Source organism: Flavitalea antarctica (genome assembly GCF_054461535.1).
The window spans coordinates 217,599-238,449 of the sequence record NZ_JBTLQG010000006.1; the positions used below are offsets into that span (position 1 = coordinate 217,599).

General features: G+C 44.2%; 20 protein-coding genes. 8 read left to right on the forward strand and 12 right to left on the reverse strand.

What is annotated here, in order from left to right; genetic code table 11:
- Positions 1-18 precede the first annotated feature (18 nt).
- Complete coding sequence (locus tag ACX0G7_RS08880) at positions 19-1,956, reverse strand: LTA synthase family protein (RefSeq protein ID WP_458923094.1); 1,938 nt, start codon at positions 1,954-1,956, stop codon at positions 19-21.
- A gap of 132 nt (positions 1,957-2,088) precedes the next feature.
- Here ACX0G7_RS08880 and ACX0G7_RS08885 point away from each other — a divergent pair, with 132 nt between their 5' ends.
- Positions 2,089-2,685 carry a phosphatase PAP2 family protein gene (locus ACX0G7_RS08885; protein ID WP_458923095.1) on the forward strand — a complete coding sequence of 199 codons (597 nt, stop codon included), beginning with the start codon at positions 2,089-2,091 and terminating at the stop codon, positions 2,683-2,685.
- A 13-nt stretch (positions 2,686-2,698) separates the two neighbouring features.
- Entirely contained in the window at positions 2,699-3,991 is a 1,293-nt protein-coding gene (locus ACX0G7_RS08890) for a hemolysin family protein (protein ID WP_458923096.1), read from the forward strand.
- 107 nt (positions 3,992-4,098) lie between these two features.
- On the opposite strand, the gene ACX0G7_RS08895 is transcribed toward ACX0G7_RS08890, so the two are convergent.
- Complete coding sequence (locus ACX0G7_RS08895) at positions 4,099-4,659, reverse strand: DUF6702 family protein (RefSeq protein WP_458923097.1); 561 nt, start codon at positions 4,657-4,659, stop codon at positions 4,099-4,101.
- Between the two features lie 49 nt (positions 4,660-4,708).
- On the opposite strand from ACX0G7_RS08895, the gene ACX0G7_RS08900 reads away from it, so the two are divergent.
- Both ACX0G7_RS08900 and ACX0G7_RS08905 read left to right on the forward strand, forming a co-directional pair.
- Positions 4,709-5,290 carry a HupE/UreJ family protein gene (locus ACX0G7_RS08900; RefSeq protein WP_458923098.1) on the forward strand — a complete coding sequence of 194 codons (582 nt, stop codon included), beginning with the start codon at positions 4,709-4,711 and terminating at the stop codon, positions 5,288-5,290.
- Between the two features lie 12 nt (positions 5,291-5,302).
- Positions 5,303-7,690 carry a M1 family metallopeptidase gene (locus ACX0G7_RS08905; protein ID WP_458923099.1) on the forward strand — a complete coding sequence of 796 codons (2,388 nt, stop codon included), beginning with the start codon at positions 5,303-5,305 and terminating at the stop codon, positions 7,688-7,690.
- 151 nt (positions 7,691-7,841) lie between these two features.
- Here the strand turns inward: ACX0G7_RS08905 and ACX0G7_RS08910 are convergent, their stop codons facing one another.
- Complete coding sequence (locus ACX0G7_RS08910) at positions 7,842-8,015, reverse strand: type II toxin-antitoxin system antitoxin (protein ID WP_458923100.1); 174 nt, start codon at positions 8,013-8,015, stop codon at positions 7,842-7,844.
- Between the two features lie 88 nt (positions 8,016-8,103).
- Positions 8,104-8,973 carry an SPFH domain-containing protein gene (locus tag ACX0G7_RS08915; protein WP_458923101.1) on the reverse strand — a complete coding sequence of 290 codons (870 nt, stop codon included), beginning with the start codon at positions 8,971-8,973 and terminating at the stop codon, positions 8,104-8,106.
- 128 nt (positions 8,974-9,101) lie between these two features.
- Between ACX0G7_RS08915 and ACX0G7_RS08920 the strand changes: the two genes are divergently transcribed.
- Positions 9,102-9,926, forward strand: a complete 825-nt coding sequence (locus tag ACX0G7_RS08920; RefSeq protein WP_458923102.1) for an alpha/beta hydrolase — start codon at positions 9,102-9,104, stop codon at positions 9,924-9,926.
- Between the two features lie 8 nt (positions 9,927-9,934).
- On the opposite strand, the gene ACX0G7_RS08925 is transcribed toward ACX0G7_RS08920, so the two are convergent.
- Positions 9,935-10,591: a toxin-antitoxin system YwqK family antitoxin gene (locus ACX0G7_RS08925; RefSeq protein WP_458923103.1), complete on the reverse strand. Its 657-nt coding sequence runs from the start codon at positions 10,589-10,591 to the stop codon at positions 9,935-9,937.
- A gap of 202 nt (positions 10,592-10,793) precedes the next feature.
- On the opposite strand from ACX0G7_RS08925, the gene ACX0G7_RS08930 reads away from it, so the two are divergent.
- From ACX0G7_RS08930 to ACX0G7_RS08940, 3 genes are all read left to right on the forward strand, one after another.
- Complete coding sequence (locus ACX0G7_RS08930) at positions 10,794-11,429, forward strand: peptidylprolyl isomerase (RefSeq protein WP_458923104.1); 636 nt, start codon at positions 10,794-10,796, stop codon at positions 11,427-11,429.
- 233 nt (positions 11,430-11,662) lie between these two features.
- The gene (locus tag ACX0G7_RS08935) at positions 11,663-12,280 is read left to right on the forward strand and encodes a c-type cytochrome (RefSeq protein WP_458923105.1); all 618 of its coding nucleotides are present in this window, start codon (positions 11,663-11,665) and stop codon (positions 12,278-12,280) included.
- 204 nt (positions 12,281-12,484) lie between these two features.
- A complete protein-coding gene (locus ACX0G7_RS08940; RefSeq protein WP_458923106.1) occupies positions 12,485-15,583 on the forward strand; it encodes a glycosyltransferase family 117 protein in 3,099 nt (1,032 codons plus the stop codon).
- A 111-nt stretch (positions 15,584-15,694) separates the two neighbouring features.
- Here ACX0G7_RS08940 and aroQ read toward each other — a convergent pair whose 3' ends face one another.
- From aroQ to rpsD, 7 genes are all read right to left on the reverse strand, one after another.
- Positions 15,695-16,111 (reverse strand): type II 3-dehydroquinate dehydratase, encoded by a 417-nt coding sequence (gene aroQ, locus ACX0G7_RS08945; RefSeq protein ID WP_458923107.1) that lies wholly within the window; start codon positions 16,109-16,111, stop codon positions 15,695-15,697.
- 113 nt (positions 16,112-16,224) lie between these two features.
- The gene (gene carA, locus ACX0G7_RS08950; protein ID WP_458923108.1) at positions 16,225-17,340 is read right to left on the reverse strand and encodes a glutamine-hydrolyzing carbamoyl-phosphate synthase small subunit; all 1,116 of its coding nucleotides are present in this window, start codon (positions 17,338-17,340) and stop codon (positions 16,225-16,227) included.
- Positions 17,341-17,464: 124 nt separating this feature from the next.
- Positions 17,465-17,731, reverse strand: coding sequence for a hypothetical protein (locus ACX0G7_RS08955; protein WP_458923109.1), 267 nt, complete (start codon positions 17,729-17,731; stop codon positions 17,465-17,467).
- 2 nt (positions 17,732-17,733) lie between these two features.
- Positions 17,734-18,102, reverse strand: coding sequence for a hypothetical protein (locus tag ACX0G7_RS08960; RefSeq protein ID WP_458923110.1), 369 nt, complete (start codon positions 18,100-18,102; stop codon positions 17,734-17,736).
- A 538-nt stretch (positions 18,103-18,640) separates the two neighbouring features.
- Entirely contained in the window at positions 18,641-19,156 is a 516-nt protein-coding gene (gene rplQ, locus ACX0G7_RS08965) for a 50S ribosomal protein L17 (protein WP_458923111.1), read from the reverse strand.
- A 123-nt stretch (positions 19,157-19,279) separates the two neighbouring features.
- The gene (locus tag ACX0G7_RS08970; RefSeq protein ID WP_458923112.1) at positions 19,280-20,281 is read right to left on the reverse strand and encodes a DNA-directed RNA polymerase subunit alpha; all 1,002 of its coding nucleotides are present in this window, start codon (positions 20,279-20,281) and stop codon (positions 19,280-19,282) included.
- A gap of 86 nt (positions 20,282-20,367) precedes the next feature.
- The coding region (gene rpsD, locus ACX0G7_RS08975) for a 30S ribosomal protein S4 (RefSeq protein ID WP_458923113.1) at positions 20,368-20,851 on the reverse strand (484 nt) is incomplete at its 5' end.

Here is a 20,851-nt window from a genome sequence, read left to right on the forward strand (position 1 = left end):
ATCTGACTGAACCACCGCTCAATTACCCTTCTTATTATTAAGAATCAGGTATTTCGAAGCTTCGTATATAGCGTCACTAAGCAATTTCATCTCACGATTAATCTTCTCATTTTCAACGTTATCAACAGGCTTATCGTTATTTCTGATTGAAACAAATTCCCTTTGCCCTGTTTTTATTTGGGTTCGTTGAAAGTGATCCCCTTTTATTACCCCGGTCTGCGCGTAATCAGGATCGAATATAAATGCAGCACCCTCCTTTTCAGTGGTAGAATCCAACAGGTCGCGACCCAGTCCCGTGTTCACATAGGGCGCATCCATCATGCCAGCCAGCGTAGGTAAAATGTCAATCTGTGAGCAGATTCGACCGATCCTTTTTGCGGGCAATAGTCCAGGTGCATAAAAAAGCAACGGGACGTGTTCGGCTCCCAACCGCTGGGCGGTCCAGGCATTCGGAAGAATCGCGGACGCATTGCCGGGGATACCATGATCTCCGATAAATGCAAAGACGGTGTTACTGAAGTATTTTTCTTTTGATGCCGCCTTGAAAAACTGTTCAAAACAAAAATCAGTATATCGGAAAGCATTGAGTTCAGCCAGCGTTTCAAAGCCGTATTTTTTTAAAGTATCAACTGGAAAATCTACGAGTTCAAATGCTTCCCGATCCTCTTCAGGAATGGTGTAAGGCCGGTGATTATCGGAAGTCTGGATTATCGCAAAAAATGGACTATCCTGCCTGGACATCACTTCATTTGCCTCTAGGAACAGATTCTTATCACTTATACCCCACACATCTATCCTCGGGGAGCGATAACTATTCTCCTCGTACATCTGCAGGCCATCAATGTTATTGGTAAGCAGTCCACGGATGTTGGCCCAGCTGGAACTTCCTCCCAGGAAATAAAATTTCTGGTAATTCCTGAACTCATTAATGATAGTTCGTTGATTTACGGCTAAAGGATTGCGACTTGCGGTGGTTGGCATTTCAACATCCGGAATGCCGGTAACTGTTGCCCACACCCCCCTGGCGGTTCCGTATGTTGGCGTAAAACAGTGGTCGAAAAATAAGCCCTGCCTGCTGAGGCTGTCAAAAAAAGGTGTTGTATTCAAAGGATTACCCCACATTGAACTTTTATATCCGCTGAATGATTCGCAGATCACCAATACGATATTGGGTCTGGATGTGATTGCTCCCGGTCTTGGCTGAACGGTCCGGGCAAACGGGTGGCCGGATTTATCGGCCTCCTTCAGCCCAAGAAAATCGGTGAGCACCGGATGTAGTTCACGCAACTTTACAAGATCATAAGTGCTTTTGCGAAACTTGAGGGAATTCAGGAAAGATTCAAACGGATTCAATGCAAGGTTCGCTTTGTAATCGCTGCCGAGTGCAAAAGCATCACTCCACCGCAGTGGATATTGATTGAATCTTCCAAATATGCACATGCCGCAAACGACGAAAAGTACGATAAATGAAATGATAGTTGTTCGCCGGGGAGCACTATTATGGCTTGCGGCAATCCTGCGAAAGAAAAAGCGAAGCAGCAGCAGAAAACCAACCGTAACCAGGATTATTACCAGGATCAACCGGATCACGGGATAGGATTCCCATACCATGCCCAGTGAAATGCTGGTGTCTTCAAGATAATTTAATACGCTGGCGTTAAGCCGCTGGTTCAGGTAACTGAAATGAGCGAAGTCTATGGTGTAAAAAAACAGGATCAGGAAAACCAGGAACCCGAGCAGCGTTAACCATGTTTTATGGTTTCCGGTTCTGAAGGGAGACAACCGGGGGATAGACCCAAAAACCAGTATGGTGATGAGGACTGTAGCGACGGTACGAAGATCATACCGCAATCCAAGTACCAGTGCTTTACCCACAGAGCTGAATGAATTTCCCTGGTTTGGGAAAAAAAGGTAAAGCGCCAGTCGCATTACTGTCATCAGTAAAAGCAGGATCAACCCGAGATTTAATAGCCATCGAATAAGGCGGGGCAAGCTGGACATATAGGATTTAATCATAACCGGGCCGTAAAATTATGTTTTCTTATTAACTGATTGAACGCAAAAATTAACCGCCTATTTTTGCGTCCTATGTTTCTACTTATGGTCTCGGTCTGGAAATACATTGACCCGATAGATCGGTGGCTCATCAGGCACATTAACCAGGACTGGGGGAATCCGGGGTTTGACTATGTGTTGCCGTTTTTCCGGGAAACCGGGGTATGGTTACCGTTGTACCTGTTCCTTTGTCTTTTTGTAGTTATTAATTTCGGAAACAGGGGATTATGGTGGATACTTGGTTTTTTACTTTCGGCCGCCCTCGCTGATATTATCAGTAGTCATGTCATTAAAGAAATAGTGATGCGCACACGGCCCTGCCAGGATCCGATTGTGGGACCGCAACTTCGATTTTTTATAAACTATTGCCCCGGCAGCTCCAGCTTTACTTCTTCGCATGCCACCAGCCATTTTGCGCAGGGCATGTTTTTTTATATGACTTTGAGGACGGTGTTCAAATGGGCCTGGATATTCCTGGTCTGGGCGTTTGCGATCAGTTACACGCAAGTTTATGTGGGAGTACACTATCCTTTCGATGTTCTTTGCGGTGGCTTAGTAGGCTGTGGCATTGGTTTTATCATTAGTAAATTACACGTGAAGCAAGCAGGATTCCTTAGTTTCGACAAATAATTAGCAGCTGACAATGGTTGAGATATTTATTATCCTCGGTCTTATCTTATTGAATGGAGTTTTTTCGATGGCCGAGATCGCCCTTGTTTCTGCAAGAAAAGCAAGATTGGAAACCCAGGCTCACCGCGGCGATAAAAGAGCAAAAGAAGCACTTGAACTTTCAAATCATCCCGATACTTTCTTATCTACTGTCCAGATCGGCATTACCCTGATAGGTATCCTGTTGGGTATTTATTCAGGAGAAAAGCTAAAAAGCGATCTGGTGGGCTTTTTAAATGATTTCGAGACCATAAAACCATACAGCGATGCCGTCGCCACAGCTATCATAGTTGTCATTATCACTTATTTTTCGATGGTCTTCGGCGAACTGGTGCCAAAAAGACTGGGACTTTCGCGACCTGAAGCAATCGCAAAGTTGCTAGCCGGCCCCATGCGTTTTGTAAGCCTTATCACCCACCCTTTTATCTGGCTCCTTACAAAGTCTACCAATATAATTGTCAAACTTTTCAATATCCAGGCTAAAGACACCCAGGTAACGGAAGAGGAAATCAAGGCGATCATCAGTGAGGGGACCGAGCAAGGAACCATCGAAGAGGCTGAACAGGAAATTATCGAAAGGGTTTTCCACCTTGGGGATCGGAACATCACTTCGCTCATGACCCACCGCAGCGACATTCATTGGTTCGATATCAACGACAACGAGATTTCCATCAAGGAAAAGATCGTACGTGAGCCTCACTCTATCTACCCTGTCTGCGAAGGCGACATTGATAATATAAAAGGCATCATTTCTCTGAAAGACCTTTATGTGACCAACGATCTCACCCTGTTTAAGCAGATTATGAAGCCCGCTTTGTTTGTGCCTGAAAACGTGACAGCCTATAAAGTGATGGAGAAGTTCAAGGAGAAAAGGGTTCATGCCAGCTTCATCGTTGATGAATATGGATCAATCCTTGGGATGATCACCCTCAACGACATCCTTGAAGCGATAGTTGGTGATCTGCCTGAGCCGGACATGGAAGACTATGTGATCACGGAAAGAGAAGATGGCAGTTTCCTGGTTGATGCGCAGATTCCATTTTATGATTTCCTCCGAAGTTTTGAGAAGACAGAATGGATGAACGAGGGAGAGCAGGTTTTCGATACACTCGCGGGCTTTATACTTCACAAGCTGGAGCGGATTCCCCAAACCGGAGATAAGATGGATTGGCAGGGCTTCACCTTTGAGATCGTGGACATGGATGCACAGCGGATCGACAAGGTACTTGTGATTATCAGCGAGAAGCTGCGGGATGAGATGGAATGACAGGTTCCTGTTCACCGAAAGCGGATCGGTCGCAGAAGCCGACACTTCAAATCATTAGGTAGAGCCAATCATTAGGTAAAGGTCAAACGTGGGATCTCCCCGAAAGATCAAAATGAGAAATTAGCACTCGATTCCGGATGATCAAGTTTGGTACTTTTTCGCTTCCCGGCGACAGTCACATGCATAAGATTGATCTGCTCCTTAAAATTATCATATAACAAATCGTTCATCACTGATATATTCCTCGGTGTAGAAGCTACCTGGCTAATTTCGAAATAACTCCAGACAGCATCCAGTTCCCTTTCAAATCCAATTAACTCAAGCTTCGCCGGCTTACCGTCAATGGTAATAACGAGGTGTTTACTTATATAGCTTGTTATTTGCCTCCCGGTGAGCGCAGTATCTTTTGGGTTGAACAGATCGACCTTTGAACCAGTTGCCTTGGTGAGTACCGCTTCAAAATCATCAGTAAAAATCTTACATGAGATTTCAAGGGTTTTCTCCGCCGGGTTATGATTTAACTCTGTTACGCTGACGAAGATCGGATGTACCGGGCTTCTTCCGGATGGGTTATCAGCTCCCGCATACCGCGGGGTAAACCCCATGCTGACGAAAACACTTAGAAGCAGTGTTAGAATCCTGAGGCTCTTATATAGTTTAATTACCATTTAACATTAATATTTTTCTGTTACAAATCTCTTCATTATTTTAGAAACCATGCAGGATTTCTGGTTATACTTCTCGCTTGGCTTTGAACATATTGCGAATCTTGCTGGTTACGATCATATCATATTTGTGCTTGCCCTTTGCCTGCGTTATACCTTCGACGACTGGAAGCGGATCATCATACTGATCACTGCGTTTACCATAGGCCATTCAATAACGCTGGCGTTGAGTACGCTCAATTATATAAATATCCCGGCCGAATGGATTGAGTTCCTGATCCCGGTAACCATCGTGATCACTGCTTTGAGCAATATTCGTCAGAAAGAGTTTAAGTTTAAAACCCGGTTTCCACCTATCTATTACCTGGCCTTATTTTTCGGGTTAATTCATGGATTAGGATTTTCGAATTACCTGAAAAGCCTGCTGGGAAAAGATACCAACATCATCCCGCAGTTACTGGCGTTTAATATAGGGTTAGAGGTTGGACAGTTACTAATAGTTGCACTGGTGCTTATAGTTTCATTAATTTGCATCAGTTTCTTTAACTTTCAACGACGTGAATACTTGCTCTATGGCTCTGGTGCCGTATTCGGCATCGCTTTGATAATGGCTCTTGAACGATTTCCAAAATAAAAACAGGTGTAAATGAAAAAAAGTGTTTTTGCATTTTTTGCTTTGACTATTTCTGCATTGGCTTCTACCGCGCAGAATGTCCAGAACAATCCCAATTCAAACCACGGTAACAGGTTTGAACAGCTGGGAACTATGCTTCCCACGCCGAATGAGTACCGCTCAGCCAGTGGCGCGCCGGGTCCGAGATACTGGCAACAAAAAGCAGATTATGATATCAAGTGCGAGCTTGATGAAGCTAACCTCAAACTGATCGGGTCCGAGACCGTAACCTATTTTAACAATTCGCCGAATGTGTTGAATTATATCTGGCTGCAGTTGGACGAAAATGAGCATAGTTCGAAGAACAATGCAAATTATCAGAACAGCAGCGTGATGCCAAGGATGATTTCTGAACAGATGGCGAACAGTCTTGAAAGCAAAAAAGAAGACAATGGCTTTGGATTCAATATCCGTAAGTTGGTTGATGGCGTTGGAAAGAAACTGGAATATACCATCAACAAAACAATGATGCGTGTGGAGATGCCGGTTCCCCTGAAACCAGGTCAGAAGTTTGTATTCAAGCTGGATTGGGATTATAAGATTTCTGATCGTATGGCGCAGGGCGGACGCGGCGGATATGAAATGTTCCCTGATGGCAACGCATTGTTTACCATGTCACAATGGTATCCGCGTCTCTGTGTATACAGCGATGTAGTGGGGTGGCAGAATCACCAGTTTACCGGTCGTGGGGAATTTGCACTGACCTTTGGAAATTTCAAAGTACAAATGACGGTTCCCGCTGACCATGTGGTTGGATCAACCGGCGAATGCCAGAATTATGCACAGGTTCTTTCGCCTGCCCGCCTGGCTCGCTGGAACAAGGCCCAGACTTCAAAGGAGGTGGTTGAGATAGCCACCCTTGAAGAAGCGAAAAAAGCAGAAGGCACAAAAAGTAAAGAAAAAAAGACCTGGATTTATAAGGCGGACAATGTACGTGACTTTGCATGGACCGCCTCCCGCAAGTTTGTATGGGATGCGATGCCCATCAGCGTTGAAGGAAAAAAGGTAATGTGTATGAGCTTTTATGGAAAGGAAGCCTACGGTTTGTACCGTCCCTTTTCTACCAAAGCGGTAGCTCATACCATAAAATCATATTCGAAGTTCACCATCCCCTACCCTTACCCGGTTGCTCAGAGTGTTGAAGCTGCCAACGGAATGGAGTACCCAATGATCTGCTTCAACTATGGCCGCACTGAAAAGGACGGTACATACAGTGAAGCAACAAAGTATGGTATGCTTGGTGTTATCATTCACGAGGTTGGTCACAACTTCTTCCCGATGATCATCAACAGTGATGAGCGCCAGTGGAGCTGGATGGATGAAGGGCTGAACTCATTCGTTGAATACCTTACCGAGGAACTCTGGGATAACAAATTCCCGGTACGCGGCAAGGGACCTGCTTTTGCCATCGTTGACTATATGAAGTTGCCAAAAGATCAGCTTGAGCCGATCATGGCCAACTCTGAAAACATCGTACGTTTCGGACCCAATGCATATACCAAACCTGCAACAGGTTTCAACATCTTGCGTGAAACGATCATGGGCCGCGAGTTGTTTGATTATGCATTTAAGGAATATGCCCGGAGGTGGGCTTTTAAGCATCCGGAACCTGCTGATCTGTTCAGAACAATGGAAGATGCTTCCGGTGAGGATCTTGACTGGTTCTGGAGAGGATGGTTTTTTGGTACTGAAGCGAGTGACCAGTCTCTTGATTCTGTAAAATATTACAGGCCCGATCTGACTGCGGTTCCGCCTTCACGTTCCCAGGGTGCAGGGTCAACCCGTTCGCTGGAAAAACCAATGGGTAACGAATTTGAGGATCTTTCAAAAATCAGGAACCGTGAAGAGGGCATTAAGTTCGCGACTGATGCCGACACAACGCTCCGCGATTTCTACTGGCGTTATGCGAGAGGTATAGAGAAATATGATAGCACCAAATATCCTTTCGAACCACAGGGTGGATCACTTGAAGTAGCTGATGAAGCCACCAAAGCCAAACTTGCGAACAAGCATTTTTACGAAATTGCAGTAAGCAATAAGGGCGGCCTGGTAATGCCGGTGATCGTTGAGTGGACCTTCAAGGATGGCACTAAGGAAGTTGACCGTATTCCTGCTCAGATCTGGCGCCTCAATGAACAGAAGATCACCAAGGTGTTTATGAAAGATAAAGAAGTTGCTTCTGTCAAACTTGATCCTATGCGTGAAACAGCTGACATTGATGAAAGCAATAACGTGAAAGGTGATATCACTACTGCATCGAAATTCACATTATTTAAGCAACGGCAACAAGCCCGTGGCCAGTCTTCAGGTATCAACCCTATGCAAAAGGCACAGGAAAAACAAGGTAAGAAATCGTTCTAAAGCTGAGTTTGAAAGCTTAATCTCATACAAACAAAAAAGTCCGGATCTGATTCCGGACTTTTTGTTTTAGATGCATTTACTACAATTCTCCACTCATTACCAGCTCTTTACTCATTACCAGCTCTTCACTCATTTCCGCCAGCATCTGCACTCAGCTTTTTTTCTGTTTTTCAACAGACTTCTTCCTCCCTGCTTCTTTCAGTGCTTTATCGATAATATATTCCAGTTGCCCATTGACACTACGAAATTCATCAGCTGCCCATTTTTCAAGCGCTTTATACATTTCGTCATCCATCCTCAAAACAAAGCTCTTTTTATCGCTCACAATGTTTCTGCTTTTTTGTTATCACTACCACCTCACATGGCAAACTCCCGCTATCAGGCAATACCACGTAAGATGATGAACGCTCGTATTATTGATATAATGTACCGGTGTTCAAAATAGGCTGCGCTCCGCGCTCACCACAGAGTACCACCATCAGGTTACTGACCATAGCAGCTTTCTTCTCTTCGTCAAGACTCACTATACCTTTCCTGGATAACATTTCCAATGCCATCTCTACCATTCCGACTGCACCTTCAACAATCTTGGATCGTGCTGCTACAATGGCTGTTGCCTGCTGGCGCTGCAACATGGCTCCGGCAATCTCCTGTGCGTAGGCAAGGTGGCTGATCCTGGCTTCCAGCACGAGGATGCCGGCTGCGGCGAGCCTTTCATTCAGTTCCATCTCCAGTAAATTATTTACCTGTTCGCCTCCGTCCCTGAGGGTGATACTGGCGTTTTCATCCTCCATATGATCATAAGGACAGCTGTTGGCGAGATGTCTTACTGCAGCTTCACTTTGGATTTTTACATAATGTTCGTAATCTTCTACCTCGAAGGCAGCCTTATAAGTATCGCTTACTTTCCACACGATCACCGCTCCGATTTCAATGGGATTACCCATCTTATCATTAACCTTGAGCTTCGAACTTTCCAGGTTTTCTGATCTTAACGAAATCTGTTGTTTTTTATACAACGGGTTCACAAAAAGCAATCCGTTCTCCTTGACAGTGCCCACATACTTTCCAAAAAAAGTAAGCACTTTAGAATGATTAGGACTGACAATGATTATTCCGGCTGCCAGAAACAATCCTACAATAAGGCTTATTATGCCATACCAGACAAAAGACTGGGGACCTTCTTTAACTGCCGTTACGAAAAAGTAAACTGATAAGATAGCCAGTAAAAAGGAAATTAATAAGGCGATAAAGCCTGAAACGGGTTTAATAATCTTTTCCATTATCGGGGGTTTTTGGTTGATTGGCTGAGTGAATGATCAATCGGAAATTCGTTTCGATATCATTATGATATCAAATATATATCATCTCTTTTAATTTTCAAAACGATATTTTTGTAGAAAACCGGTCAATGAAATATTTCTTTTTCTTTCTTGCTACAGTAGCTTTTTTACAGGCTGATGCAGGTATCGCTGACAGTATTTCTGTTTATAGCAAATCAATGAAAAAGAATGTCCCTTGTATGATCATCAGACCAAAAGGCTATAACAATAAAAATGACCGGATCGGTGTAGTATATCTGTTACATGGCTATAGCGGCAATCACCGGCAATGGCTCAATGATGCCCCTCAACTACTTGCACTGGCAGATGTTTACAACCTCCTGATCGTTTGCCCCGATGGTGGATTCAGCAGCTGGTATTTCGATAGCCCTGTTGATTCAACAATACGCTATGAAACTTTTATCAGTCGGGAACTCGTCGAATATATTGATGGGAATTATCGTACGATCAGAGATAAAAGTGGTCGGGCAATTTCTGGGCTAAGTATGGGTGGGCACGGAGGACTCTTTATTTCCAGCAGGCATACCGATGTATTTGGCGCAGCAGGTAGTATGGCGGGTGGTGTCAACCTGCGACCCTTTCCAAAAAACTGGGATATCAGCAAAAGGATCGGTGATACCGCATGTTGTGAAGAGAACTGGAAAAAATATAGTGTAATAAATAACGTAGACAAACTATCGAACAACCAACTGAAACTGATTATTGATTGCGGCTATTCAGACTTTTTTCTTGAAGTGAACCGGGAATTGCACCGGAAACTACTGGCACTGAAAATAGATCATGACTACATCGAAAGACCCGGTGGCCATAACAAAGCGTACTGGGGCAGTAGCGTAAATTATCAACTGTTATTTTTCAGGAAATTTTTTGACCTGTCAGAAAGCAAAACTTAATTCAGCGATCATTGAAGCGTGCTTCCATCCCTGACCTTAATCTTCTTTTTACCAGCATTTTTCTTTTCGAAGTCGAGGACCTCTTTGGGTTTAGCTATGGTCTTTTTATCAGTGGGCCTTGCTGTTACAGCTCCCGCATTAGCATCTGCTTTGCCGAGGGTAAAGTTTTCGGTACGAACGAGTGTGCCGGTTTCTGAATCATAATATTTCCAGGTGCCATGTTTGAGAGAAGCACCTTCATTTTTGACAACTACCTTATTGTATGTATCAAGTTTATCCAGGTCCTCAACCAAAATAGTGTCGTATACCTTGTCTGGATTCAACGCTTTCCAGGCTTGTTCGAGGACGAGGTCACCATGTTTTGAAAAGTACTGGCAGATCCCGTCTTTATATCCCCAACGATAGTTTTCCTTGCCAACCATATCTCCCATCAGGTTAAATAATCGCCAGGTTCCTTCCTTACGATCATCAACATAATGTCCTTCTTCTTCATATCCTGGTTCCCCACGCAGGGATTCGATCTTAACAACCCAGATACCTTGTTTTTTACCTTGCATATCCACGCGGTTAAGCGTATCGCCTTTGGAATTAATCTGAAAATCCTTCCATTGCGCAGAGGCATTTACGGAGATAAACAGTGCCAGGACAAAGAGTATTCGGGTCATGAATGATTCGTTTAGTAATTATAATCGGATGAATTACCCGGGAGGATAATCCATATCGTCAGCCTGCACAATTATAACGCCAAACAGGTTGTGCCATTGCCGTCAACGATGTAAATTAACGCTAAAATTGCCTTTTAGAGGACCATTTAGCCAGATCTGCACATTTGCAACGGCTGTTTGCCTTTACTGATTAATTTGCAGTATGAAACCAGGAATTCTTCTTGTTACTTTTCTTTGCCTGTTGACAGTTACCGGTAATGCCCAGAAAAAAACCGTAGCGCAGTTGAAATCCGAGCTTGAAAAATCTTCAAACCCGCCCCTGTATGTAAAAGATGTCTTGAAGAAAAAGTTTATCCTCGATACGGTCGTTATTTTCAGCACGACACAGTTTGGCGGGGTGAGAGACAGCCTGGCCTATCGGGGAAAAATCGGTAAGGTTTATGGACCATACGATAAGGGACGGGTCCTGGTGCAGGTGTTGGCAAAGTCGATGGGGAATTTCAACCGCGTAAGCCAGATTTTCCTGGATACCTCGATTTATACAAAACGTTTTGCGGATTCGCTGGCCGGCTCAATTATGCAGCGAGTCAGCTCGGGCGCGGCCAGTTTTGAGGATATGGTTATGACATACAGTACCGGCCCGGAGCTCGCCAGGAAAGGCGATCTCGGCTGGCTTGCAACCGGGTCAATGCTGCCGGCCATAGAAAAGGAAATGACCAAACGAAAAAAAGGTGAAATCTTTAAAGTCTGGACAGCCAGTGGTGTTCATATCCTCCAAAAGACCCAGAATCCAAAACAGGATGTGGCAGCAGCCTTGCTTATGCGCGTTTTATTGTAGATTATAGCAAAAAAAATTTATGTGTAATTATTAAAAAATAATACCTTTCCGGTCAATTAGCTTCAACGATATCTTAATTGTCTCCCTCTGATATCTATAAACTTCCTGTCTCCCTCTGACAACTATTCAATCTCGTTTTTTTTAAGGTTTTAATGTGCTTAACCTCGCCACCAGAAGATGGAATCAACCCATTTGTTGGACATAATTTTTATGCACAATAAAACCCACCAATCATGATTAAGTCATATTCACCCTTCTTTACCGGCTTAGCTTTCTCTGCCATTTTTTTCGCCGGTTGTGCGGAGAATAAATCCACTGAACCGATAGCAGCATCAACAAGTCCAACTGAGAAAACCAATTTCGGAGGTTATGAAACCCAGGCTAAATGGGGCGAACACCTGGTAACGATTGCCGGTTGTAATGATTGCCACACACCCAAAAAGATGACACCTATGGGGCCGGTTGATGACAGCACATTGCTTTTATCCGGACATCCTGAACAGTTGCCTGCACCAGACGTTGACAGGAAGCAAATGGAAAGCAAAGGCCTGGTAGTTACTTCAGATTTTACTGCCTGGATCGGTCCATGGGGAATTACTTATTCCGCTAACCTTACACCTGACGAAACGGGCATAGGCAACTGGAAGGAAGAACAGTTCCTTTATGCTATAAAAAACAGCATAAGCAAAGGAATTGCCGGGTCAAGACCATTGATGCCGCCCATGTCGATGATGCCGGTTAAACATATGACCGATGAGGAATTGAAGGCAATCTTTGCTTATCTGAAAACAATCAAACCTATCAGGAATAAGTCCGTTCAGCCAACATCTCCGGCAATAGCGGGGAAATAATTGTGCAACTATAGTGTTAATTAGGCGGTTCTCCGCTTCGTGAAATTACTCCTGGTATTGTACATGCAGTCAATAAGGAAAGCAACCACAGGCTATGTATTTCCTTTTGCTCTCCGGCTGTGTAATTCATTTTGCAGCCTGAATTTATTTGCCGAAATTCAAGAGACTCCCCCACCGAATTACGGCATTTAAAATCGACCAAGTATGAAGTACAACCGGATAAACAAAGTTGTCGGCTGGATGGTATTTGCCATTGCATGTACCGTATACCTGATGACCATGGAAAGAACTACCAGTTTCTGGGACACAGGTGAGTTTATTTCCGGTGCTTATAAATTGCAGATACCGCATCCTCCGGGTGCTCCCCTGTTCCTGCTCATCGGCCGGTTTTTTGTGATCCTGTTCGGAGATAATCCTGCTACTGCAGCAATTGCCGTGAATTCAATGAGCGCAATTGCGAGTGGATTCACTATTCTATTTCTATTCTGGACCATCACCTATTTTGCAAAAAAGATCGTACAGGGAGATAACGGATCCAACAATAAAGAACTCAGGAACACAGCGAAAAACACAGAAGCCGGCCATCATTCACACTTAGGCAATTCACAGCTTTTTACCATTATGGGCACAGGCGTCGTTGGCGCTTTATCATACACCTTTTCAGATTCGTTTTGGTTCAGTGCCGTGGAAGGCGAGGTCTATGCCTTATCATCGTTTTTTACTGCTATTGTTTTCTGGGCAGCGCTTAAATGGGAGCTACGTGCCGATCAACCTGGTGCCGACCGTTGGCTGGTGTTTATTTTTTTCCTGATGGGATTGTCGATTGGGGTCCACCTGCTTAACCTGCTGACAATACCGGCAATCGTGATGGTTTATTATTTCAGGAAATACAAAGTAAGTATCAAAGGAACCATAATGGCTTTTCTTGCCGGCTGCTTACTAACCGGCCTGGTTCAGATATTTGTGATCCAATACACTATAAAGGGAGCGGGTGCTTTTGATGTATTTTTTGTCAACAGTCTTGGACTACCCTTCTTTTCAGGTTTTAGTTTTTTCTTTGTCCTGATCGCGGTCGTTCTATTACTGACCATTCGTTATGCATCCAGGAAAAGATATCACTACCTGAAAGTTGCTACTTTCAGTCTTATGTTCATGTTGCTTGGATATTCAACTTATCTAACGACGATGCTCAGGTCAAATGCAAATCCTGCAATGGACATGTTCAATGTTGATAATCCCATTGCACTTGAAGGTTACCTTGGACGTGAACAGTATGGGGACTGGCCAATTATATATGGGCCGGACTTCACAGAACCTGCCCCGGTGATCCCCGGCAATGAAGTTTTTACAAAAAGCGACGGACAGTACGTTTCCGCCGGAAGGCCCGGAAAATCAGACTGGGCAAACGCCCCAGGCGCTCACCTGTTTCCACGCATGTGGGATGCAGGCAATGACCGCAATCAACATAGCGTTTACCGAAACTATGCGGGGCTCGAAGAAGGAGAAACTCCTACCCTCGCACACAATATCAAATATTTCGCCTCCTACCAGGCGGGCTGGATGTACATGCGGTATTTCATGTGGAACTTTGCCGGCAAACAAAACGATCTGCAGGGCTATGGAAATATACGTGACAGCAATTGGATAAGTGGTTTACCCTTCGTTGATAACGTGCTGTACGGGCCACAGGAAAATTTACCGGATAGCATTCACCGGGAAAACAAAGCACACAACGAACTTTTTATGTTGCCGCTTGCATTAGGAATAGCTGGTATGTTCTTTCAATACAAAACGAACCGGCAACAGTTTTTTGTCAACCTGCTTTTATTCTTTTTTACTGGTCTTGCGATTGTTATTTATATAAACCAGGCAGGCCTTCAGCCGCGTGAGCGGGATTATTCTTTTGTAGGATCTTTTTACGCCTTTGCTGTCTGGATCGGACTAGGATCGCTATGGGTGAGCAAGCAGTTTGCCCGTTTTGTAAAACCGAGACATGCGGCGTATGCCGGAATCGCTTTATGCATGACGGTGCCTGTTTTGATGGCAGCAGAAGAGTGGGATGATCATGACCGCTCCCGGAAAACGTTGGCCAGGGATATGGCAAAAAACTATCTCGAAAGTTGCCCGAAAAATGCAATCCTGTTTTCTTTTGAAGACAATGACACTTACCCGTTATGGTATGCACAGGAAGTGGAGGGCATCAGGCCGGACGTGAGGGTGATGGTGAACACACTTACCGGCACTGACTGGTATCTTAACCAGCTGCGCTATAAAGTAAATGACAGCGCCCCGTTTGACGTGATCTTCACAAAGGAACAAACCCAGGGTAACAACCGCGAGGTCCTGTATTATTCAAAACTCCCCGGGTTCGACCAGGATAAATACTATGATCTTTACAGCACATTAAAAAATGTGGTTGCCAGCGATGACCCACGATACACCGGAACCACTGAAGATGGTGAAACCTATCAACTTTTACCAATGCGCAAATTCAGTGTGCCGGTAAATGCAGATGCAGTTAGAAAAAATGGATTGGTGAATCCTGGTGACAGCATTGTCAGCGAATTGAAACTGGACTTATCAGCAAAAAATTATCTACTCAGGAATGATCTTACCATGTTATCAATTATTGCCACGAGTAATTTCGAGAGACCGGTTTGTTTTACTTCCAATGCGGAATTGGGTGAACTCGGACTTGACAAATATGCAAGACTGGAAGGCCTCGTTTACAGGTTGGTACCGGTAGAAAATTCAGAAATTGATCATGAGAGATCTTATAAACACATCATGGAGAAATTTGAGTATGGGAATACAGATAAAGAAGATGTTTATCTTGACGAAGACAATCGCCGCCGTTTAAATATCATCAAACTGGCCCATGCCCAGCTTGCGATCAGTCTTGCAAACGCCGGGAAAAATGATAAGGCAAGAAACATTTTACACAGGTTTGAGTCAAATGTAAATTCGTCAAATCTCCCACATGGCATGACGAGCAACCGGGGTAATCAGCATAACGCGATCTCTTCTGAATATCTGCGGGCAGCGTATTTAAGTGGTGACCTGGTTCTGGCAAATAAGATAAGTACGGCACTTAAGAAAGATCTCCGACAGCAACTTGATTATTATCGGCAACTGGGTGATGAAGCGTTGCAGGACGAACAACTCGCACAGTATGCCTATCAGCGTATGCAAGGTGCCCCTGCGGACCTTTCAGAAAAACAATTATCCTTTCTGAACGACATCGTATCGTCGTTTCAATTATTGCGACAACTGGAAAGTTGGGAAAATGCTCCCGCAAAATGAACCCGCGTATAACCCGGCAATTAAACTATGCAATAGCAATTGAAATCAGGCAATCCGGTCAAATGACCGGATTCAGTTCATGTATTGGTGGAGTAAGTTTAGAGCATCAGATCACCCTATCAGCGATCTTATTGCAAGCTCATAGCCTTTAAGACCGAGGCCAAATATGCTTCCTTTGGCTTTGGCGGAGACATGTGACAGTTTTCTGAAATCCTCACGGGCATGCACATTCGAAATATGAACTTCTACTGCAGGAGCTTTTACGGCAGCGATGGCGTCACCGATGGCTACAGAGGTATGTGTATACGCAGCTGGGTTTATGACAATACCATCATGATCAAACCCCACCTTCTGGATAGCATCAACAATCTCACCTTCGACGTTACTCTGAAAATAGGTAAAGTTCACATCGGGAAATAATGCCTTCAGACTTTCAAAATATTCTTCGAACGTTTGATTTCCATATACCCCGGGTTCCCGTTTCCCGAGCAGGTTCAGGTTTGGCCCGTTGATGATTGCAATTTTCATGATTCTAAGTTAATCACATTCGTTTCCAAATTAAAGACATTCAGCGTAAAAAAAGAAAAGCCCGCACTTCTCGGTCACGGGCTTTATTCAGTTATTGCCAAAGCAAAGGATAATTACACAGTCTCTTTTATCATCCGGATAAAATCATCAAACAAATACCTGCTGTCGTGAGGTCCCGGAGTACTTTCAGGGTGATACTGAACGGAGAAGGCAGGCCTGTCTTTCATCCTGATACCTTCAATCGAATTATCATTCAGGTTTACATGTGTGACTTCAACATTGGGAGAATTTTTGACCGATTCAGGATCGACACCGAAGCCATGATTCTGAGTGGTAATTTCACAGACCCCGGTTATCAGGTTCTTAACAGGATGATTCAATCCACGATGGCCATGGTGCATTTTGAAGGTAGGAATACCATTAGCCAAAGCAAGCAGCTGATGACCAAGACAGATACCGAAAGTCGGCAATTTTTCGCCAAGTATATCCTTGACAGTGCTTACTGCATACTCCATAGATGCAGGATCGCCGGGACCATTGGAAATAAAATAACCAGTGGGCCTGAAGGCGCGAAGTTCATCTATTTTCGTTTTTGCGGGAAACACTTTTACATAAGCGCCGCGCTCAACCATACAATCCAGGATATGTTTTTTAGTGCCGTAGTCAAGTACTGCAACCCGTATTGCCGAATCCTCATTCCCCAGCGCATATGCCTCACCGGTAGAAACTACACTGGCTAGCTCCAGCCCCGCCATTGAAGGTGTTTTTGCCAGTTCTTTTTTGAGTTCCTCGATATCGGTGATCTCGGAGGAGATTATGCAGTTCATTGCCCCTTGCTGTCTGACATGTGTTACCAATGCACGCGTATCGACATCTTCGATACAAACAATATTATTGGCAATAAGATAATCCTCTACAGAACCAACCGCCATTTTACGGCTATATTGCTCTTCCAGGTTACGGGCTATCAGACCGCGGATCTTGATGTTGGAAGATTCTACATCACTATCCTTTACACCATAATTACCAATATGCACATTGTTCATAATAACAACCTGTCCATAGTAACTTGGATCAGTAAAAACTTCCTGGTAGCCGGTCATACCAGTTGTAAAGCAGATTTCGCCGGATGTTGTACCAATCCTGCCAAATGCCTTACCAAAATGCACTGTACCGTCTTCAAGCAACAATACAGCTGTCTTTCCCGGTTTATGTTGAGTTGTAACCATTTTAAAAGTTTTGCAAAGAAACAGATTTATCAGGAGGATCGAGGAAATTTTATACCCGTTTTTTCCTCAGTGACTGTTAATTCCCAGTCTCATATCGCTGATGAGCCAGGAACAGAATCACCAACTAATGCATGGATGATGTCAGAGTTCGCTGCGACTGTATATGTAACGTCAGAACCCTTGCCAGTGCATTGGGAATGGTCAGCATCCCAAGCCACTGCATTGGTAATGTCAGCATCCCTTGCCACTGGATAGTGACCACAGAATCGCCTGCGCCAGCAGAGGCGGAATTTATGTCTTCCAACACCATGTCTTCCACGATGCCAGTTGAAACATATCGCAACAAAAAAGCCGATTCGTAAATCGGCTTTTCATGCTTGTGAAATCGCATTATCAGGATTTCGCAGTCTTATCCTTTTGTTCCATCTTTTTCTTTTTTTCGTTCACCATTTCGCGATATTTTGTCATTTGCTCAGGTGTAAGGAATTCCGCAAGTTTGGTCTCCTTCTCTGCTTTCATCTTCATTTTGGCTTCTTTTTGAGCGTCTTTGGAGAGAGAAGCATCCTGGGCAAGTCCGTCCATTTTACCCTTGTACTCTTTACTCAGCGCATCATACTTAGTAATCTGATCTGAACTGAGCTTCAATTCTGTTTTCACCTTGGCATCCCAGTCTGCAGCGTGTTTGTCTTTGTCTTTATCCTGGGCAAACCCTGTTGTAACAAAAATACCTGTGACCAAAAGGGCCATCAATAGCTTTTTCATAATTCAACATTTAAGATTTAAAAATTGAGCGTTTAAAATTACGTCGATCCGGCTCCGAATCAGTTTGACCGGGACCATTATCACTTAAATGCAGAACCTGTGCCATAGCCGCTTACCATTTATTTAACAACTATAAATTAACACTCGGGTTTGCGTCAATCAGTTGATAATCAATCCATCTTGTCGAGTTTAGGATAGGCGTACGTTCCCTGTTCATCAACCGGGCTCCTGCGGCACCGGCTCCTAAACAACAAAAGCCGCTATGGAGAGTTGCGTTCACCCGTAAGCACCAGAATCGCCTTTAGGTAAGACGTCGCTCCATAACACAAGAATGCCGCCCTGGAAGAACGGCATTAGCTACATAACACAAGAAAACCGGCTGGAAGAACGGCATCAGCTCCATGACACAAGAAAGCCGCCTCGAAAAACAGCATCAGCGCCATGACACAAGAATGCCGCCCTGGAAGACCGGATCCCGTTCTATGACGCAAAAAAGCCGCCTTTGAGGGCGGCTTCGTTGTGTCTATGTTGAATAGTATTACTCAGCTGACTTTTCTTCCTTTCGCAACTCAGCTGCGGGAGCTGCTGCTGCATCAGGGGCATTTTTAGGAGCATCTGCTTTTTTTGCAGTAGAACGACCACGACGGGTTCTTTTCGCACCTTCTTTGCCTTCTTCTTTGGTCTTACCGTAAACTTCGTTGAAATCTACCAGTTCGATCAGACCCATTTCAGCATTATCCCCGGCACGAATACCAAGTTTAATAACGCGGGTATAACCTCCTGGACGACCAGCAATTTTTTCAGCAATAGTGCTGAAAAGTTCCTGAACCGCCACTTTATCCTGCAGGTAGCTGAATACAACACGACGTTGGTGAGTTGTATTTTCCTTACCCTTTGTGATCAGGGGTTCAACATACACACGCAAAGCCTTAGCTTTTGCAAGTGTTGTTACGATTCTCTTGTGTTCAAACAACTGGCAGGCCAGGTTGCTCAGCAAGGCTCTCCTGTGAGAAGCGGTCCTGCTTAGATTTTTAATTTTGTCGCCGTGACGCATGACTTGTGATTTTGAGGATCTTCATCAGATCCCAGTGAATAATTACCGGCTGTACCGTGTCAGGAATTACAGCCTACTATCAAAAAAATACGGGTAAAGACAATAGTCCTTACCCGTTAATAATTAAAGCTCTTCTTTATCCAATCCGAGTTTGCTCAGATCCATTCCGAAATGCAGTCCTCTTTCAGCCAGCACCTGCTCAATTTCAGCAAGTGATTTTTGTCCGAAGTTTCTGAACTTCATCAGGTCTTCCTGCTCATACTGAACCAGCTCACTAAGTGAATTGATCTTCGCAGCTTTCAGACAGTTGAATGCACGAACAGAGAGGTCCAGGTCTTCCAAAGGAGTCTTCAGGATCTTTCTGAGTTGCAACATCTGCTCATCAACAACATCTTCTTTTTTGTCTTCCTTGCTGTCGAATGTGATGTTCTCATCAGTGATGATCATCAGGTGCTGAATCAGGATACGGCTTGCTTGTTTAACCGCTTCTTCCGGATGGATGGTTCCATCGGTAGATACATCCATGATCAGTTTTTCGTAGTCAGTACGTTGTTCCACACGAGTGTTCTCGATGGCATACTTTACGTTTTTGATCGGAGTAAAGATCGCATCAGTTGGTATGTAACCAAATGGAGCGTCCTTAATTTTGTTATCTTCTGCCGGAACATAACCACGTCCTTTGGAGATCGTTAATTCGATATCCAGCTTTGCAGAAGTATCAAGCACGCAGATCTGAAGCTCAGGATTCATGACGTCAAAGCTTTGAGTGGCTTCGCCGATCATTCCTGCTGTGAATTCAGATTTGTTCTTAATACTTAAGGTAATTTTTTCCTGACCAACCTCATGATCAACCTTCTTCTTCAACCTAACCTGTTTCAGGTTAAGAATGATTTCCACTACATCTTCAGAGATCCCCTTAATGGTTGCGAATTCATGATCCACACCCTCAATACGGATACCGATGATAGCGTATCCCTCCAGCGAACTCAACAATACTCTACGCAAAGCATTACCAATGGTTACACCAAATCCTGGCTCCAGTGGGCGAAACTCAAACTGAGCTTCGAAATCAGAGGCCTTTTGCAGAATAATTTTGTCTGGCTTTTGGAAGTTTAAAATGGCCATATTGTTATATATGATTTTAGATTTACGATTTTCTGACCTGTCTTAGTTATCAAGGCATAGGGATTAACAAATGCCGTCACTAACCATTACTTGGAATACAACTCCACAATCAGCTGTTCCTTGATATTCTCAGGAACATTTTCTCTTTCCGGATACGTAATGAAAGTTCCTTTGAACTCTGATTCGCTCCAGTCGAGCCAGCTGAATTTCACATTCTTACCACGGGCCTGGCCTGTTATCGCTGTGTTTGCTCTGTCTTTCTCTTTCAGGGTGATCACATCACCTGGTTTCAGTTGGAACGATGGAACATTTGTGATCTCACCATTTACTGCAATGTGTTTATGTGATACCAGCTGACGTGCGGCCGGACGTGAAGGTGCAAGACCTAAACGGTAAACTGCATTATCGAGACGTGCTTCAAGAAGCTTAATAAGGTTTTCACCGGTTACACCTTTGATACGTGCTGCTTCTTCGAATGTTTTGCGGAATTGTTTCTCGAGTACACCGTACGTGTATTTCGCTTTCTGTTTTTCTTTCAGCTGCAATGCATACTCACCCGGAGCTTTACGC